This is a genomic window from Shigella sp. FC1661 (genome assembly GCF_001712525.1).
GTDB classification, from domain to species: Bacteria; Pseudomonadota; Gammaproteobacteria; order Enterobacterales; family Enterobacteriaceae; genus Escherichia; species Escherichia coli.
Genome location: NZ_MDGW01000582.1, coordinates 1 through 17700, shown reverse-complemented (window position 1 = coordinate 17700; position 17700 = coordinate 1). Strand labels below are relative to the sequence as shown.

The following is a 17700-nucleotide window of genomic DNA, read 5'->3' as shown; positions in this document are numbered from 1 at the left end:
TTTGCCGTTACGCACCACCCCGTCAGTAGCTGAACAGGAGGGACAGCTGATAGAAACAGAAGCCACTGGAGCACCTCAAAAACACCATCATACACTAAATCAGTAAGTTGGCAGCATCACCTCATGTTCCCTGTATAAAACCAGGGGAGTGATTTCTCACTCCCCCTTTCCACTTAATGCATTATTTCCAGCAAATCAGACAGTAATTCTTTTTGCCGCGACGTAGTAAGGTAAAACGACCAAACAGACGATCTTCTTCTTTAAAGAAGTATTCAGGATCGGACTGTTTTTCACCGTTAATGGTGATGGCATTGGAGGCGATAGTTTTACGCGCCTGACCACGGGAAGGTTGCAGTTCAGAATCGACCAGCGCCTGCATCAGGTCTGCGCCCTTTTCCATCTCAACCATCGGTACGCCGTCCTGCGCCAGCTGTTCGAAGTCCGCTTCACTCAGCGCACTCAAAGAACCGCTGAACAGGCATTCGGTAATACGTTTTGCCGCCTGTAAACCTTCTTCACCGTGAACCAGACGAGTCACCTGCTCCGCCAGTACATACTGGGCGCGCGGTGCTTTACCGCTGTTTTTATCTTCTTCTTCCAGGGCGTTGATCTCTTCAATGCTCATAAAGGTGAAGAACTTCAGGAAGCGGTAAACGTCGGCATCCGCAGTGTTGATCCAGAACTGGTAGAATTTGTACGGGCTAGTTTTCTTCGGATCCAACCAGACTGCGCCGCCTTCAGTTTTACCAAATTTGGTGCCATCTGCTTTAGTGATCAGCGGAACGGTCAGGCCAAACACCTGATTCTGATGCAGACGACGGGTCAGGTCGATACCAGAAGTGATGTTACCCCACTGGTCAGAACCACCAATTTGCAGCACCACACCGTACTGTTTGTTCAGACAGGCGAAGTCATAACCCTGCAACAGGTTGTAGGAAAACTCAGTGAACGAAATCCCCTGATCTTCACGGTTGAGACGCTGCTTAACCGCTTCTTTGTTGATCATCTGGTTAACGGAGAAGTGTTTGCCAATATCGCGCAGGAAGGTCAGCACATTCATATTGCCGAACCAGTCATAGTTGTTCGCCGCGATAGCAGAGTTTTCTCCACAGTCGAAATCGAGGAACGGGGCAACCTGCTTACGGATTTTGTCCACCCACTCCTGAACAGTTTCTTCGGTGTTCAGCTTACGCTCGGCAGCTTTGAAGCTCGGGTCGCCAATCAGACCCGTCGCGCCGCCTACCAGCGCAACCGGCTTGTGGCCCGCCTGCTGGAAGCGTTTCAGGCATAACAATGGAACAAGATGCCCCAAATGCAAGCTGTCAGCGGTAGGATCGAAGCCGCAATAGAGCGCGATCGGGCCTTGCGCCAGTCGCTCTGCTAACGCTTCCTCGTCCGTCACCTGGGCTACCAGCCCCCGCTCTTGCAATTGTTTAATCAAGTTACTGCTTGCCATCAAAATCTCCATGTATATAACGACTGCACCTTTGCCGGTACACGACTTTTCGCCAGATGCGAAAGAGACATAGAATAAAGTGCCAGAATCAGGAGTACCAGCGATTAAAGCAAGATTTTTGCATCTTTTCAGGGTGCAAGACGATCAATCTTCCACGCATCATTTTCTCGCTGGTACAAAAAGCGGTCATGCAGGCGATGCTCACCGCCCTGCCAGAACTCAATCTGTTCAAGGCTGACGCGAAAACCGCCCCAAAAGCTCGGCAATGGCACTTCGCCCTGTTGAAACTTCTGCTTCAGCTCCAGGAATTTACTTTCAAGGATACCGCGGGCAGAAATGCGACTGGACTGCTTCGAAACCCATGCACCAATCTGGCTATCACGCGGGCGGCTATGAAAATATTTCATCACTTCGAGAGTCGAAAGTCGTTCTGCTTTACCGATCACCATCACCTGGCGTTCAAGGGTATGCCACGGGAACAGCAGGCTAACGCGCGGATTATTTTCAATTTGATGTGCTTTACGGCTACCGAGGTTGGTGTAAAACACCATGCCTTTTTCGTCGTAATGTTTGAGTAAAACGATGCGTTGATAAGGCTGAGCATGTTCATCCACGGTAGCGACCACCATCGCGGTAGGGTCTGCCAGTTTGGCTTCACACGCCTGAGAGAGCCAACGTTCAAAAAGGGTTAATGGATCGGCGGGAAGATCGCGACGGCGTAACCCGCCTTTGGTGTATTCACGGCGCAGATGCGCGATTTGCTGCAATTCGTCGTTATCAGACATGGTTTTCTTTACGGATTGTCAGTGGGTGACGCTATTGTGCGCCGCCCCTGGAAAAATCTCAACGCTGTGGATTTTGTAACTGACAGTTATTCAATACGATGCGGTCGCGTTTATAGACAGTCGCTTCATCGCCTTTCGACCAGAAAACATAGATTCCGTCAGTGTAACGTGCACCAGACGCTGAAATGCCCTGTTTGAGATGCAGTAGTTGATTATCGTAAACAAAACTGACTTCCTGGCGCGGATTATTCAGTTTGACCGTCAACGGTTTTTCATCACACTGGTATTCCAGCGTAGCGGTTTGCATGTGCTCAACCAGTTGATTGAACGCGCTACAGCCGGTGAGAAGCACCGGCAAACAGATCAGTAACAGTTTTTTCATAGACATTTCCCGAAGACTTTCCTGGTCTGGAGGGCAATACGCCCTCCCTAACGTTCCAAGTGTAACGGCAGACGCGGTAAGAAAAATTCAGTTAACTCTGATATCACGGGTTAGCAGGGAAAATAGCCCCCAGTACCGTCTCCTGGCTTGCGCCAGTGACGGAAGGCAGATTTCCTGGTAATCCCGCCAGCGTCCGCCAGGCAAGCCAGGCGAAAGCCAATGCTTCCATGTCATCGCCACTAATGCCAACGGCATCGGTGGTGGTGACTTCTGTGCCTGGCAGTAATGCCGCCAGACGCGCCATGAGTAGCGGATTACGACTACCTCCACCACATACCATCAATCGTTCGCAGCCACCGCTCAACAAAACTTGTTCAGAAATGGTCACGGCGGTGAGTTCTGCCAGTGTGGCCTGAACATCACGGGGATCAACACCCGGAAAATGGCGTAAATGGCGCTCCAGCCAGCCGTAGTTAAAGTATTCGCGTCCGGTGCTTTTCGGTGCAGGTTGCGAGAAATATGGGTCGCTGAGCATATTTTGCAGCAGTGGGAGAATAACTTTACCCGCCCGTGCCCACTCGGCATCTTTATCGTAAGGTTTACCGGCCTGACGCCAGATCCAGGCATCCATCAGCATGTTACCAGGACCGGTATCGTAGCCGCCAACCGGCTGCCCAGGAATGAGCAGTGACAGATTGGCGATGCCGCCAATATTGAGCACCATTCGTCGCTCGGTTGGGTGAGCCAGCAAGGCATGATGGAACGCAGGTACCAGCGGTGCGCCTTGTCCTCCCAAGGCAATATCGCGACGGCGAAAATCACCGACAACCGTAATTCCGGTGCGTGCCACAATTTGATTGTTATCGCCAATCTGTAAAGTGTGTGGTGCCACGCCCGTCGGTTCATGCCAGACGGTTTGACCGTGACAGCCGATCGCAACTATATCTCTCGCCTGCAGGTTTTGTTCCTTAAGCAAGGCATTGACCGCATCAGCAAAAAGTCGCCCGAGTTGAGTATCAAGCTGTCCAAACTGCGAAAGTGTAAGCTGCTGGCCCTGGCAAATATCCAGTACAGCCTGTTTCAGAGACACCGGGATCGGCCAGCTCAAGCTTGCCAGCTGTGCGACCCGGTGTTCATCTATTGTCGCCAACACAACATCAACACCATCAAGGCTGGTGCCTGACATAACGCCAATAAAGCGGCCCGATTTCATAGTTCATCCTTTTTCAATCTGACGTTTGCGCACCACTCAAACATAAACTTTTCGTGAATACCATGCGGAATGACCGATTTTTACCGTTGGTAGTAAAACATTATCTTCAAATCAATAATCATCATGAATGTTTTGTTTATAATTGGTTGATCCTACTTTCATTATGATTTGCTCATATTTGGTAGAACATGTAACCATGGATTCACATATGCCATATACTTTGACCATGAGGGATGCTTGCGTGGCGTTTCATGGTGAACAGGAGATTTTTCAATGATTAAACGCGTATTGGTTGTTTCAATGGTAGGTCTGTCTCTTGTCGGTTGTGTTAATAACGACACCCTGTCAGGGGATGTTTATACCGCTTCTGAAGCGAAACAAGTACAAAATGTCAGCTATGGCACCATCGTTAACGTACGTCCGGTACAGATTCAGGGCGGTGATGATTCCAACGTTATCGGTGCAATTGGCGGTGCTGTTCTTGGTGGTTTCCTGGGGAATACTGTTGGTGGCGGAACCGGGCGTTCTCTGGCTACTGCAGCAGGCGCTGTTGCAGGTGGCGTAGCTGGTCAGGGCGTACAGAGTGCAATGAACAAAACGCAGGGTGTCGAGCTGGAAATTCGTAAAGACGATGGTAATACCATCATGGTGGTACAGAAACAAGGCAACACTCGTTTCTCTCCGGGCCAACGTGTCGTACTGGCCAGCAATGGCAGTCAGGTGACCGTTTCTCCGCGCTAAATAAGTTTGCGTGTGGTCAGGTTACTGACCACACGCCCCCTTCATTTCACCCTTTGGCCTGTAACTCAATGATATTATGCTCAAGTTTTGCGATGAGCGTAATCAGTTGCTCCAGTTCCTCTGCGGAGATGCCATGTAATATTTCCGCGCAGGTTTTGTTAATAACAGCTTCCATTTCGCTGATCAGTGGCTCTGCCTTTTCCGTCAGTTTAATACGTTTAGCCCGACGATCGCTGGCACAAGTTTGACGCGAAATTAACCCTTTTTCTTCCAGTTGGTCCAGAGTACGGACCAGTGATGGCTGCTCGATGCCAATCGCTTTTGCCAGTTGAATTTGCGACTGGTCTGGAGGTAACTGATGGATATTGTGTAACGTAACCCAATGGGTTTGTGTTAACTCCAGCGGTTTCAGGCGATGGTCTATCAGAGCACGCCATATGCGCACCAACCGTGCCAGATCAGAACCTAGTGGCGATTCCAATTTCATCTCCTTATAATTAGCTTGCTAAGATATTATGCGGCTTTTAGAATAGTGTGCAGCAATTTTATTGCTAAAACAAATGTATTGCTGCATTTGGTTACCGTCAGACATATTTTTCAGAAATTGCGCGTAAATTTTTCGCACTTAAAGAATATTTATTAATCTAACGCAATATATTCGGTCGTAAAGGAATCTACTTTGTGAAGTTTATGCTCAATGCAACAGGATTGCCCTTACAAGATCTGGTGTTCGGTGCGTCCGTCTATTTTCCTCCGTTTTTCAAAGCCTTCGCGTTTGGATTCGTCATCTGGCTTGTCGTACACCGCCTGCTTCGTGGCTGGATCTACGCCGGTGACATCTGGCATCCCTTGTAAATGGATTTATCGCTGTTTGCGATTTGCGTTTGCCTTGCTCTGGCAATACTGATTGCGTGGTAACTATGTCAATTAAAACAATTAAGTATTTCTCAACAATCATTGTAGCGATAGTTGCGGTTCTTGCCGGATGGTGGCTGTGGAATTATTACATGCAATCTCCGTGGACACGCGACGGGAAAATACGCGCAGAAAAAGTTTCTATCACCCCACAGGTGTCGGGACGTATTGTTGAGCTGAATATAAAAGACAACCAACTGGTTAACGCGGGGGATCTTCTGCTCACGATCGATAAAACGCCCTTTCAGATCGCCGAGCTGAACGCACAGGCTCAGCTGGCGAAAGCGCAATCTGACCTCGCAAAAGCCAATAACGAAGCGAATCGTCGTCGTCATCTCTCACAAAATTTTATTTCTGCCGAAGAACTCGATACCGCTAACCTCAATGTTAAAGCGATGCAGGCCAGTGTTAATGCCGCACAGGCCACGCTGAAACAGACACAATGGCAACTGGCGCAAACGGAAATTCGCGCCCCGGTGAGTGGTTGGGTGACTAACCTCACTACCCGCATCGGCGATTACGCTGACACCGGGAAACCGCTGTTTGCCCTTGTCGACAGCCACTCGTTTTACGTCATTGGTTATTTTGAAGAAACCAAGTTGCGCCATATCCGCGAAGGTGCACCAGCACAAATTACCCTCTATAGTGATAACAAAACGTTACGGGGTCACGTTTCCAGTATCGGTCGGGCGATTTATGATCAAAGCGTTGAAAGTGACTCAAGCCTTATTCCGGATGTGAAACCTAACGTCCCCTGGGTTCGTCTCGCCCAACGCGTTCCCGTCCGCTTTGCGCTGGATAAAGTTCCAGGCGATGTCACGCTGGTGTCGGGCACCACCTGTAGCATTGCCGTAGGTCAATAATGAACGCATCGTCATGGTCCTTGCGCAATTTGCCCTGGTTCAAGGCCACGCTGGCGCAATGGCGTTATGCGTTACGCAATACCATTGCCATGTGTCTGGCGCTGACGGTTGCCTATTATTTGAATCTGGATGAACCCTATTGGGCGATGACCTCGGCTGCAGTGGTTAGCTTTCCCACCGTTGGCGGTGTCATCAGCAAAAGCCTCGGACGCATCGCTGGCAGTTTACTGGGAGCCATTGCGGCACTGCTTCTTGCCGGGCATACGCTCAATGAGCCGTGGTTTTTTCTATTGAGCATGTCGGCGTGGCTTGGCTTTTGTACCTGGGCCTGTGCGCACTTCACGAATAACGTCGCGTATGCATTTCAACTGGCGGGCTACACGGCTGCCATCATCGCCTTTCCGATGGTTAATATTACTGAGGCCAGCCAGCTGTGGGATATCGCTCAGGCGCGCGTTTGCGAGGTGATAGTCGGTATTTTGTGCGGCGGCATGATGATGATGATCCTGCCTAGCAGTTCCGATGCTACAGCCCTTTTAACCGCATTGAAAAACATGCACGCCCAATTACTGGAACATGCCAGTTTACTCTGGCAGCCTGAAACAAACGATGCCATTCGTGCAGCACATGAGGGGGGGATTGGGCAGATACTGACCATGAATTTGCTGCGTATCCAGGCTTTCTGGAGCCACTATCGTTTTCGCCAGCAAAACGCGCGCCTTAATGCGCTACTCCACCAGCAATTACGTATGACCAGTGTCATCTCCAGCCTGCGACGTATGTTGCTCAACTGGCCCTCACCGCCAGGTGCCACGCGAGAAATTCTCGAACAATTGCTGACGGCGCTCGCCAGTTCGCAAACAGATGCTTACACCGTCGCACGTATTATCGCCCCGCTACGCCCGACCAACGTCGCCGACTACCGGCACGTCGCCTTCTGGCAGCGACTACGTTATTTTTGCCGCCTTTATCTGCAAAGTAGTCAGGAATTACATCGTCTGCAAAGCGGTGTAGATGATCATGCCAGACTCGCACGGACATCCGCTCTGGCTCGTCATACCGACAACGCCGAAGCTATGTGGAGCGGGCTGCGTACATTTTGTACGTTGATGATGATTGGCGCATGGAGTATTGCATCGCAATGGGATGCCGGTGCCAATGCATTAACGCTGGCAGCAATTAGCTGCGTACTCTACTCCGCCGTCGCAGCACCGTTTAAGTCGTTGTCACTGCTGATGCGCACGCTGGTGTTACTTTCGCTATTCAGCTTTGTGGTCAAATTTGGCCTGATGGTCCAGATTAGCGATCTGTGGCAATTTTTACTGTTTCTCTTTCCACTGCTGGCGACAATGCAGCTTCTTAAATTGCAGATGCCCAAATTTGCCGCACTGTGGGGGCAACTGATTGTTTTTATGGGTTCGTTTATCGCTGTCACTAATCCCCCGGTGTATGATTTTGCTGATTTTCTTAACGATAATCTGGCAAAAATCGTTGGCGTTGCGCTGGCTTGGCTAGCGTTCGCCATTCTGCGTCCAGGATCGGATGCTCGTAAAAGCCGCCGCCATATTCGCGCGCTGCGCCGGGATTTTGTCGATCAGCTAAGCCGCCATCCAACACTGAGTGAAAGCGAATTTGAATCGCTCACTTATCATCACGTCAGTCAGTTGAGTAACAGCCAGGATGCGCTGGCTCGCCGTTGGTTATTACGCTGGGGTGTAGTGCTGCTGAACTGTTCTCATGTTGTCTGGCAATTGCGCGACTGGGAATCGAGTTCCGATCCGTTATCGCGAGTACGGGATAACTGTATTTCACTGTTGCGGGGAGTGATGAGTGAGCGTGGCGTTCAGCAAAAATCACTGGCGGCCACACTTGAAGAATTACAGCGGATTTGCGACAGCCTTGCCCGTCATCATCAACCTGCCGCCCGTGAGCTGGCGGCAATTGTCTGGCGGCTGTACTGCTCGCTTTCGCAACTTGAGCAAGCACCACCGCAAGGTACGCAGGCCTCTTAATTACTTAATTACACCACAGGCATAGCGTTCACCGCCACCGCCCAGCGGTTTAGGTTGATCGGACATATTATCGCCGCCAACGTGGACCATCAGCGCTTTGTCTTTGATTTCATCCAGTGATTTCAGACGAGGCGTGATGACGGCATCGGTAGCTTTGCCGTCATTATTGACGACCAGTGCAGGCAGATCGCCTAAATGCCCGGCACCTTCTGGCCCTTCATGTTTACCGGTATTTTGTGGATCAAGATGCCCGCCTGCGGATTCCGCGGCGCTGGCTTTGCCATCTTTGGTGGCTGGCTGGCAGCTTCCTTTGGCATGAATATGGAAGCCATGTTCACCGGGGGGTAATGCTTTCAGATCGGGCGAAAACTCCAGACCTTTATCGGTTTCAGTAATGGTGACGCTACCAATTGACTGCCCTACCCCTTGCGACGTGACGAGGTTCATCTCGACTTTTTCACTGGCAGCTTGTGCGCCGGTTGCAACAACCAGCGCCAGAATAGCCAGACTAAAACGTTTCATAGGACCTCCGTTCATTGTGCATTCCTGAATAAGTGTAAACCAGTGACACATTTTTGAACGGCGGCTATTCCTAAAAGTGCTTACGGTACGTCGTACCCCAGTGCCGCTTTACGGATACGAAACCATTGTTGACGGGTCATTTTCAGTGTTTCTGCTTCGACAGCTGCCCGTACGCGCTCAATTTTACCTGAACCGATAATTGGCAGCGGCTGCGATGGTAAACGTAATACCCAGGCGTAAACCACCTGTTCAATCGAGCCCGCGTTTAACTCCTCTGCCACCACAGCCAGTTCATCACGCAGCGGCTGGAAATAATCATCATTAAACAGACGACCACCACCAAGGCAGGACCACGCCATCGGACGAACACGCAGTTGTTGTAGTTGGTCGAGCGTGCCATCCAGCAGTAACGGCTGATGCACCGGGGATATTTCCACCTGATTAGTGGCAAGGGTAAACGGCAGACGTGATTGCAACAGGGCAAATTGCGCAGGCGTAAAGTTCGATACGCCAAAATGACGCACTTTGCCGCTCTGATGCAGATGTTTGAACGCGTCCGCCACTTCATCGGCATCCATTAACGGGTCTGGTCGGTGGATTAACAGCAGATCCAGATGATCGGTCGCGAGATTAATTAGCGACTGTTCGGCGCTCTTAATGATGTGATCGCGGTCAGTGATGTAATGACCAATGACGTTTTCTTCACGCGCGGTCGTCGCGATACCGCATTTACTGACGATTTCCATCCGTTCACACAGGTGAGGTGCCAGTTTCAGTGCCTCGCCAAACGCCGCTTCGCACTGATAGCCACCATAAATATCAGCATGGTCCACGGTGGTCACGCCGAGATCCAGATGCTCTTCAATAAAACTGACCAGCTGGCGGGCGGACATATTCCAGTCCATCAATCGCCAGTAGCCCATCACAAAACGGGAAAACTCCGGGCCTTGCGGCGCAATAGTAATACGCTGAACCATAATCGCTTCCTCTTATCAGATATGAGAGGAGTATACGCAAGATTAGGTTCAAAAGAGTGATGGTTGCTCCGGTTCGTCTGATGACGCTGGCTTATTTGCGCGTAATTTGCGCATTAATCGCTGCCGACAAAGGCGCAGCACCTCTTGTTTTTCTCCATCGCTCATTTTATTCCAGTTAAAACGCTCATCCCGACTACGAAAACAGCCGCGACAAAACCCGCGTTCGTCAGACTGGCAAATTCCCCGGCACGGGCTCTGGACGGGAAAGAACTCTAATTGCTCCGCCACTTCGCCCTCCTCAGATAAGATTATTACCATTATTGAAGCTGTTAATGTCCAAAGTAGCAACTTTGCTCGCACTAGACCGACTGGTCTGCTACACTCCAACGCATGAACAAACACACCGAACATGATACTCGCGAACATCTCCTGGCGACGGGCGAGCAACTTTGCCTGCAACGTGGATTCACCGGGATGGGGCTAAGCGAATTACTAAAAACCGCTGAAGTGCCGAAAGGGTCCTTCTATCACTACTTTCGCTCTAAAGAAGCGTTTGGCGTTGCCATGCTTGAGCGTCATTACGCCGCATATCACCAGCGACTGACTGAGTTGCTGCAATCCGGCGAAGGTAACTACCGCGACCGCATACTGGCTTATTACCAGCAAACACTGAACCAGTTTTGCCAACATGGAACCATCAGTGGTTGCCTGACAGTAAAACTCTCTGCCGAAGTGTGCGATCTGTCAGAAGATATGCGCAGCGCGATGGATAAAGGTGCTCGCGGCGTGATCGCCCTGCTCTCTCAGGCGCTGGAAAATGGCCGTGAGAACCATTGTTTAACCTTTTGTGGCGAACCGCTACAACAGGCACAAGTGCTTTACGCACTATGGCTGGGTGCGAATCTGCAGGCCAAAATTTCGCGCAGTTTCGAGCCACTGGAAAACGCGCTGGCCCATGTAAAAAACATTATTGCGACGCCTGCCGTTTAGCAGGCATTTTTTATCACCAGACGACCGGGAGCCTTTATGTCATCTGAAAAACTGTATTCCCCACTGAAAGTGGGCGCGATCACGGCGGCAAACCGTATTTTTATGGCACCGCTGACGCGTCTGCGCAGTATTGAACCGGGTGACATTCCTACCCCGTTGATGGCGGAATACTATCGCCAACGTGCCAGTGCCGGTTTGATTATTAGTGAAGCCACGCAAATTTCTGCCCAGGCAAAAGGATATGCAGGTGCGCCTGGCATCCATAGTCCGGAGCAAATTGCCGCATGGAAAAAAATCACCGCTGGCGTTCATGCTGAAAATGGTCATATGGCCGTGCAGCTGTGGCACACCGGACGCATTTCTCACGCCAGCCTGCAACCTGGCGGTCAGGCACCGGTAGCGCCTTCAGCACTTAGCGCGGGAACACGTACTTCTCTGCGCGATGAAAATAGTCAGGCGATCCGTGTTGAAACATCCATGCCGCGTGCGCTTGAACTAGAAGAGATTCCAGGTATCGTCAATGATTTCCGTCAGGCCATTGCTAACGCGCGTGAAGCCGGTTTTGATCTGGTAGAGCTCCTCTCTGCTCACGGTTATTTGCTGCATCAGTTCCTTTCTCCTTCTTCAAACCATCGTACCGATCAGTACGGCGGCAGCGTGGAAAATCGCGCACGTCTGGTACTGGAAGTGGTCGATGCCGGGATTGAAGAATGGGGTGCCGATCGCATTGGCATTCGCATTTCGCCAATCGGTACTTTCCAGAACACGGATAACGGCCCGAATGAAGAAGCCGATACACTGTATCTGATTGAACAACTGGGTAAACGCGGCATTGCTTATCTGCATATGTCAGAACCAGATTGGTCGGGGGGTGAACCGTATACTGATGCGTTCCGCGAAAAAGTACGCGCCCGTTTCCACGGTCCGATTATCTGCGCAGGTGCATACACAGTAGAAAAAGCTGAAACGCTGATCGGCAAAGGGTTAATTGATGCGGTGGCATTTGGTCGTGACTGGATTGCGAACCCGGATCTGGTCGCCCGCTTGCAGCGCAAAGCTGAGCTTAACCCACAGCGTGCCGAAAGTTTCTACGGTGGCGGCGCGGAAGGCTATACCGATTACCCGACGTTGTAATCCAACATTGCGAGCGGCGTAAAGCCGCCGCTATACTAAAACAACATTTTGAATCTGTTAGCCATTTTGAGGATAAAAAGATGCGTCTTCTTCATACCATGCTGCGCGTTGGCGATTTGCAACGCTCCATCGATTTTTATACCAAAGTGCTGGGCATGAAACTGCTGCGTACCAGCGAAAACCCGGAATACAAATACTCACTGGCGTTTGTTGGCTACGGCCCGGAAACCGAAGAAGCGGTGATTGAACTGACCTACAACTGGGGCGTGGATAAATACGAACTCGGCACTGCTTATGGTCACATCGCGCTTAGCGTAGATAACGCCGCTGAAGCGTGCGAAAAAATCCGTCAAAACGGGGGTAACGTGACCCGTGAAGCGGGTCCGGTAAAAGGCGGTACTACGGTTATCGCGTTTATGGAAGATCCGGACGGTTACAAAATTGAGTTAATCGAAGAGAAAGACGCCGGTCGCGGTCTGGGCAACTAATCTCCTGCCGGGCGTGAACTCATCGCGCCCGCATCTTTACTGCATCGACAAGTAATATTTGTCATAATGCGCGCTGCAATTTATCCGTATTAAGAGAATCAGATGTCCGATAACGCTCAACTTACCGGTCTGTGCGACCGTTTTCGTGGTTTTTATCCTGTTGTGATCGATGTTGAAACAGCCGGATTTAACGCCAAAACCGATGCGCTGCTTGAGATTGCGCCATCACCCTGAAAATGGATGAACAAGGCTGGCTGATGCCGGACACCACATTACATTTCCACGTCGAACCATTTGTCGGCGCAAATTTGCAACCAGAAGCCCTCGCCTTCAACGGCATTGACCCGAACGATCCCGATCGCGGCGCGGTCAGCGAATACGAGGCGCTGCACGAAATTTTTAAAGTTGTACGTAAAGGTATTAAAGCGAGCGGCTGTAACCGCGCCATTATGGTGGCGCACAATGCCAATTTTGATCACAGCTTTATGATGGCCGCCGCAGAACGCGCCTCACTTAAACGTAACCCGTTCCACCCTTTCGCCACTTTTGACACTGCTGCACTGGCCGGGCTGGCACTCGGACAAACCGTATTGTCAAAGGCTTGCCAGACCGCTGGCATGGACTTCGACAGCACCCAGGCGCACTCCGCGCTGTACGACACCGAACGCACTGCTGTGCTGTTTTGTGAAATCGTCAACCGCTGGAAACGTCTGGGAGGCTGGCCGCTACCTGCCGCCGAAGAGGTGTAATCGAGTCGATGCCTGATGACATGCAATGATTCAGGCATCTATAGTGAGGCTATTCCACGCATCCTGCATGATATTCACGGGGAATAGCGTTAATGGCAGATAATCCAGACCCTTCATCGCTCCTGCCGGACGTGTTTTCACCGGCGACCCGCGACTGGTTTCTTCGCGCCTTTAAACAGCCGACCGCTGTCCAGTCGCAAACCTGGCATGTGGCGGCGCGAAGCGAACATGCGCTGGTGATTGCACCGACCGGCTCCGGGAAAACGCTGGCAGCATTTCTCTACGCCCTCGATCGGCTCTTCCGCGAAGGCGGCGAAGATACCCGCGAGGCGCATAAGCGTAAAACCTCACGCATCCTCTATATTTCACCGATAAAAGCTCTGGGCACCGACGTTCAGCGCAACTTGCAGCTCCCGTTGAAGGGTATTGCCGATGAACGGCGGCGGCGCGGCGAAACGGTAATTATTGATGAAGTCCACGCGGTAGCGGGCAGTAAACGTGGTGCGCATCTGGCGTTAAATCTGGAGCGGCTCGATGCGCTGCTCCACACCTCAGCACAGCGAATTGGCCTTTCTGCCACTGTGCGCTCAGCCAGCGATGTGGCAGCCTTTCTTGGTGGCGATCGCCCGGTTACGGTAGTCAACCCGCCCGCAATGCGCCATCCGCAGATACGAATTGTCGTACCGGTCGCCAATATGGATGATGTCTCATCGGTCGCCAGCAGCACCGGCGAAGACAGCCATGCCGGCCGGGAAGGCTCCATCTGGCCATATATTGAAACGGGTATCCTTGATGAAGTGTTGCGCCATCGCTCGACCATTGTCTTTACTAATTCACGTGGGCTGGCGGAAAAACTGACGGCACGATTAAATGAGCTTTACGCCGCACGCTTACAGCGTTCCCCGTCTATCGCCGTTGATGCGGCCCATTTCGAGTCGACCTCCGGCGCAACCTCTAACCGTGTACAAAGTAGCGACGTTTTTATTGCCCGCTCACACCACGGCTCCGTCTCTAAAGAACAACGAGCAATCACCGAGCAGGCGCTGAAATCGGGTGAGTTACGCTGCGTGGTCGCAACCTCCAGTCTCGAACTGGGGATTGATATGGGCGCAGTGGATCTGGTGATTCAGGTGGCAACGCCGCTTTCTGTTGCCAGTGGGTTACAACGCATTGGTCGCGCCGGACATCAGGTTGGCGGTGTATCTAAAGGGCTGTTTTTCCCTCGTACCCGGCGTGACTTAGTCGATTCCGCAGTCATTGTAGAGTGTATGTTCGCAGGCAGGCTGGAAAACCTGACACCCCGCATAATCCACTCGACGTCCTTGCGCAGCAAACCGTTGCCGCCGCGGCGATGGAGGCATTACAGGTAGACGAATGGTACTCCCGCGTACGCCGTGCCGCACCGTGGAAAGATCTGCCAGACGTGTTTTTGACGCCACGCTGGATATGCTTTCCGGGCGCTATCCCTCTGGCGATTTTTCTGCTTTTCGCCCCAAACTGGTCTGGAACAGGGAGACCGGGATATTGACCGCCCGACCTGGCGCTCAATTGTTGGCGGTTACCAGCGGCGGCACCATTCCGGATCGTGGCATGTATAGCGTGTTATTACCCGAAGGTGAAGAAAAGGCCGGTTCGCGGCGGGTGGGTGAACTGGATGAGGAGATGGTATATGAGTCGCGGGTGAACGACATTATCACTCTCGACGCTACCTCATGGCGGATCCAGCAAATCACCCGCGATCAGGTGATTGTGACTCCTGCTCCGGGTCGTTCTGCCCGGCTCCCCTTCTGGCGTGGTGAAGGTAACGGACGTCCGGCTGAATTAGGCGAGATGATCGGCGATTTTCTTCATTTACTGGCGGATGGCGCGTTCTTTTCCGGGACTATTCCCCCGTGGCTGGCAGAAGAAAATACGAACGCCAATATTCAGGGGTTGATTGACGAGCAACGCAACGCGACGGGCATCGTTCCGGGGAGTCGCCATCTGGTCCTCGAACGGTGCCGTGATGAAATTGGCGACTGGCGTATTATTTTGCACTCTCCCTATGGAAGACGGGTGCATGAACCCTGGGCGCTGGCGATTGCCGGGCGAATACATGCCCTATGGGGCGCTGACGCGTCTGTGGTCGCCAGTGATGACGGCATTGTTGCGCGCATTCCTGACACTGATGGTAAATTGCCCGACGCCGCGATTTTTTTGTTTGAACCAGAAAAGTTGCTGCAAATTGTCCGCGAGGCGGTAGGCAGCTCGGCACTTTTCGCCGCCCGTTTTCGCGAATGCGCCGCGCGGGCATTATTAATGCCGGGGCGCACTCCGGGCCATCGCACCCCGCTTTGGCAACAACGGCTGCGCGCCAGTCAGTTGCTGGAAATCGCTCAGGGATATCCAGATTTTCCGGTCATTCTCGAAATCCTACGCGAATGTCTGCAAGATGTTTATGATCTTCCCGCACTGGAACGTTTGATGCGTCGCCTGAACGGTGGCGAAATTCAAATATCCGATGTAACGACCACTACGCCCTCGCCTTTCGCCACAAGTTTATTGTTCGGCTATGTCGCGGAATTTATGTACCAGAGCGACGCCCCGCTGGCAGAGCGCCGGGCATCCGTACTGTCGCTGGACAGCGAGTTACTGCGCAATCTACTCGGACAGGTCGATCCGGGGGAATTACTCGACCCGCAGGTCATTCGCCAGGTGGAAGAAGAGTTGCAACGACTGGCTCCTGGCAGAAGAGCGAAAGGTGAAGAAGGATTGTTCGACCTGCTGCGCGAACTGGGGCCAATGACCGTTGAAGACCTGGCGCAACGGCATACAGGCAGCAGTGAAGAGGTTGCGTCGTATCTGGAAAATCTTCTTGCAGTAAAACGAATCTTCCCAGCGATGATTAGCGGACAGGAGCGTCTTGCCTGTATGGATGATGCCGCCAGGCTGCGTGATGCCCTCGGCGTACGACTACCAGAGTCATTGCCAGAGATTTATTTACATAGAGTCAGTTACCCGCTTCGCGACCTCTTTCTGCGCTATCTCCGGGCTCATGCTCTGGTCACGGCTGAACAACTGGCTCATGAGTTTAGTCTCGGTATTGCCATTGTCGAAGAGCAGCTTCAGCAACTGCGTGAACAGGGTCTGGTGATGAATCTGCAACAAGACATCTGGGTGAGCGATGAAGTATTTCGTCGTCTGCGTTTGCGCTCGCTGCAAGCCGCCAGAGAAGCGACGCGTCCCGTTGCAGCCACGACCTATGCGCGATTGCTGCTGGAACGTCAGGGCGTATTACCCGCCACCGATGGTAGCCCGGCGCTCTTTGCCTCAACATCGCCAGGCGTTTATGAGGGCGTAGATGGCGTGATGCGGGTGATCGAACAGCTTGCCGGAGTCGGTTTACCCGCCTCACTCTGGGAAAGCCAGATCCTGCCTGCCCGCGTACGCGACTATTCGTCAGAAATGCTCGATGAATTACTGGCAACCGGTGCGGTTATCTGGTCGGGGCAAAAAAAACTGGGTGAAGATGACGGCCTGGTGGCACTGCATCTACAGGAATATGCTGCAGAATCGTTCACTCCCGCCGAAGCGGATCAGGCGAATCGTTCGGCGCTGCAACAAGCGATAGTCGCTGTTCTGGCTGACGGAGGAGCCTGGTTTGCACAACAAATCAGCCAACGGATACGCGACAAAATCGGCGAATCGGTTGATCTCTCTGCCCTGCAAGAGGCGTTATGGGCGCTGGTCTGGCAAGGCGTCATCACCAGCGACATTTGGGCACCGTTACGCGCCCTCACCCGCAGCAGTTCCAACGCACGCACCTCAACTCGCCGCAGTCACCGGGCTCGTCGTGGACGTCCTGTCTATGCGCAACCCGTCTCGCCGCTGGTATCTTACAACACACCAAATCTGGCTGGACGCTGGTCGTTATTGCAGGTGGAGCCACTAAACGATACCGAAAGGATGCTGGCGCTGGCGGAAAATATGCTCGACCGCTACGGCATCATCAGTCGTCAGGCGGTGATAGCCGAAAATATCCCTGGCGGGTTTCCATCGATGCAAACGCTTTGTCGAAGTATGGAAGACTCCGGGCGAATTATGCGAGGTCGTTTTGTAGAAGGTCTGGGTGGCGCGCAATTCGCTGAACGTCTGACTATTGACCGATGGCGCGATCTGGCGACACAAGCCACGCAAACGCGCCACTATACACCAGTGGCGCTCTCTGCCAACGATCCGGCTAATGTGTGGGGAAATCTTCTGCCCTGGCCTGCACATCCGGCAACGCTGGTTCCAACGCGTCGGGCGGGTGCGCTGGTGGTCGTTTCTAGCGGCAAATTGTTACTCTATCTGGCGCAAGGTGGCAAAAAAATGCTGGTCTGGCAGGAAAAAGAGGTAAGCGTAAACTGACCGCCGTATGTAGCCATTAAGCCTGTATTGGTAACGTAGGTGCCCACCTTTTCAACTAGTGGACACCTGTTATGGAACAGAAAG

General features: G+C 52.3%; 15 protein-coding genes and 3 pseudogenes. 9 read left to right on the top strand and 9 right to left on the bottom strand.

Features of this window, described 5'->3' with window-relative positions:
• The 5 genes from BFF42_RS23885 to anmK form a co-directional block, all read right to left on the bottom strand.
• Positions 1-66 (bottom strand): IS1 family transposase (locus BFF42_RS23885; RefSeq protein WP_096257578.1); only part of this gene is annotated, 66 nt, incomplete at its 3' end.
• 115 nt (positions 67-181) lie between these two features.
• Positions 182-1456, bottom strand: a complete 1275-nt coding sequence (tyrS, locus tag BFF42_RS23880) for a tyrosine--tRNA ligase (protein ID WP_001295400.1) — start codon at positions 1454-1456, stop codon at positions 182-184.
• 128 nt (positions 1457-1584) lie between these two features.
• On the bottom strand, positions 1585-2241 hold the full coding sequence (pdxH, locus tag BFF42_RS23875; RefSeq protein ID WP_001282313.1) for a pyridoxamine 5'-phosphate oxidase: 657 nt from the start codon (positions 2239-2241) through the stop codon (positions 1585-1587).
• A 58-nt stretch (positions 2242-2299) separates the two neighbouring features.
• Positions 2300-2629 (bottom strand): C-type lysozyme inhibitor, encoded by a 330-nt coding sequence (gene mliC, locus BFF42_RS23870; RefSeq protein WP_000061968.1) that lies wholly within the window; start codon positions 2627-2629, stop codon positions 2300-2302.
• Between the two features lie 97 nt (positions 2630-2726).
• Entirely contained in the window at positions 2727-3836 is a 1110-nt protein-coding gene (anmK, locus tag BFF42_RS23865) for an anhydro-N-acetylmuramic acid kinase (RefSeq protein ID WP_000835077.1), read from the bottom strand.
• A gap of 273 nt (positions 3837-4109) precedes the next feature.
• Between anmK and slyB the strand changes: the two genes are divergently transcribed.
• Positions 4110-4577: an outer membrane lipoprotein SlyB gene (gene slyB, locus BFF42_RS23860; RefSeq protein WP_000597196.1), complete on the top strand. Its 468-nt coding sequence runs from the start codon at positions 4110-4112 to the stop codon at positions 4575-4577.
• A 46-nt stretch (positions 4578-4623) separates the two neighbouring features.
• Here slyB and slyA read toward each other — a convergent pair whose 3' ends face one another.
• On the bottom strand, positions 4624-5058 hold the full coding sequence (gene slyA, locus BFF42_RS23855; protein ID WP_012421302.1) for a transcriptional regulator SlyA: 435 nt from the start codon (positions 5056-5058) through the stop codon (positions 4624-4626).
• Positions 5059-5258: 200 nt separating this feature from the next.
• Between slyA and BFF42_RS23850 the strand changes: the two are divergent.
• The 3 genes and pseudogenes from BFF42_RS23850 (at position 5259) to BFF42_RS23840 (ending at position 8367) form a co-directional block, all read left to right on the top strand.
• A pseudogene (locus BFF42_RS23850) lies at positions 5259-5495 on the top strand (DUF1656 domain-containing protein).
• Positions 5496-5497: 2 nt separating this feature from the next.
• Positions 5498-6355, top strand: coding sequence for an efflux RND transporter periplasmic adaptor subunit (locus BFF42_RS23845; protein ID WP_001296942.1), 858 nt, complete (start codon positions 5498-5500; stop codon positions 6353-6355).
• Positions 6355-8367: an FUSC family protein gene (locus BFF42_RS23840; protein WP_000994273.1), complete on the top strand. Its 2013-nt coding sequence runs from the start codon at positions 6355-6357 to the stop codon at positions 8365-8367. Before BFF42_RS23845 ends, BFF42_RS23840 begins: the two co-directional genes overlap by 1 nt.
• Here BFF42_RS23840 and sodC read toward each other — a convergent pair whose 3' ends face one another.
• The 3 genes from sodC to BFF42_RS23825 all read right to left on the bottom strand — a co-directional run bounded on the left by sodC (position 8368) and on the right by BFF42_RS23825 (position 10154).
• The gene (sodC, locus tag BFF42_RS23835; RefSeq protein ID WP_004983569.1) at positions 8368-8889 is read right to left on the bottom strand and encodes a superoxide dismutase [Cu-Zn] SodC; all 522 of its coding nucleotides are present in this window, start codon (positions 8887-8889) and stop codon (positions 8368-8370) included.
• Between the two features lie 80 nt (positions 8890-8969).
• The gene (locus tag BFF42_RS23830; RefSeq protein ID WP_039059344.1) at positions 8970-9866 is read right to left on the bottom strand and encodes an aldo/keto reductase; all 897 of its coding nucleotides are present in this window, start codon (positions 9864-9866) and stop codon (positions 8970-8972) included.
• A 48-nt stretch (positions 9867-9914) separates the two neighbouring features.
• Positions 9915-10154, bottom strand: a complete 240-nt coding sequence (locus BFF42_RS23825) for a DUF1289 domain-containing protein (protein ID WP_000840481.1) — start codon at positions 10152-10154, stop codon at positions 9915-9917.
• A gap of 102 nt (positions 10155-10256) precedes the next feature.
• Here BFF42_RS23825 and nemR point away from each other — a divergent pair, with 102 nt between their 5' ends.
• The 5 genes and pseudogenes from nemR to BFF42_RS23800 form a co-directional block, all read left to right on the top strand.
• A complete protein-coding gene (gene nemR / locus BFF42_RS23820) occupies positions 10257-10856 on the top strand; it encodes a DNA-binding transcriptional regulator NemR (protein WP_001032936.1) in 600 nt (199 codons plus the stop codon).
• A 36-nt stretch (positions 10857-10892) separates the two neighbouring features.
• Positions 10893-11990, top strand: coding sequence for an N-ethylmaleimide reductase (gene nemA, locus BFF42_RS23815; RefSeq protein ID WP_000093609.1), 1098 nt, complete (start codon positions 10893-10895; stop codon positions 11988-11990).
• 80 nt (positions 11991-12070) lie between these two features.
• Entirely contained in the window at positions 12071-12478 is a 408-nt protein-coding gene (gloA, locus tag BFF42_RS23810) for a lactoylglutathione lyase (RefSeq protein ID WP_001237795.1), read from the top strand.
• 102 nt (positions 12479-12580) lie between these two features.
• Positions 12581-13227 (top strand): annotated as a pseudogene (gene rnt, locus BFF42_RS23805) (ribonuclease T).
• 92 nt (positions 13228-13319) lie between these two features.
• Positions 13320-17601 (top strand): annotated as a pseudogene (locus BFF42_RS23800) (ATP-dependent helicase); the annotation flags it as partial.
• Between the last annotated feature and the right edge of the window lie 99 nt (positions 17602-17700).

What these genes read in the sequence shown, in the direction of transcription:
- nemR (WP_001032936.1), top strand. Translation starts at nt 10,257, where the DNA reads ATGAACAAACACACCGAACATGATACTCGCGAACATCTCCTGGCGACG.
- BFF42_RS23845 (WP_001296942.1), top strand. Translation starts at nt 5,498, where the DNA reads ATGTCAATTAAAACAATTAAGTATTTCTCAACAATCATTGTAGCGATA.
- anmK (WP_000835077.1), bottom strand. Translation starts at nt 3,836, where the DNA reads ATGAAATCGGGCCGCTTTATTGGCGTTATGTCAGGCACCAGCCTTGAT.
- pdxH (WP_001282313.1), bottom strand. Translation starts at nt 2,241, where the DNA reads ATGTCTGATAACGACGAATTGCAGCAAATCGCGCATCTGCGCCGTGAA.
- BFF42_RS23830 (WP_039059344.1), bottom strand. Translation starts at nt 9,866, where the DNA reads ATGGTTCAGCGTATTACTATTGCGCCGCAAGGCCCGGAGTTTTCCCGT.
- slyB (WP_000597196.1), top strand. Translation starts at nt 4,110, where the DNA reads ATGATTAAACGCGTATTGGTTGTTTCAATGGTAGGTCTGTCTCTTGTC.
- gloA (WP_001237795.1), top strand. Translation starts at nt 12,071, where the DNA reads ATGCGTCTTCTTCATACCATGCTGCGCGTTGGCGATTTGCAACGCTCC.
- sodC (WP_004983569.1), bottom strand. Translation starts at nt 8,889, where the DNA reads ATGAAACGTTTTAGTCTGGCTATTCTGGCGCTGGTTGTTGCAACCGGC.
- nemA (WP_000093609.1), top strand. Translation starts at nt 10,893, where the DNA reads ATGTCATCTGAAAAACTGTATTCCCCACTGAAAGTGGGCGCGATCACG.
- mliC (WP_000061968.1), bottom strand. Translation starts at nt 2,629, where the DNA reads ATGTCTATGAAAAAACTGTTACTGATCTGTTTGCCGGTGCTTCTCACC.
- BFF42_RS23840 (WP_000994273.1), top strand. Translation starts at nt 6,355, where the DNA reads ATGAACGCATCGTCATGGTCCTTGCGCAATTTGCCCTGGTTCAAGGCC.
- tyrS (WP_001295400.1), bottom strand. Translation starts at nt 1,456, where the DNA reads ATGGCAAGCAGTAACTTGATTAAACAATTGCAAGAGCGGGGGCTGGTA.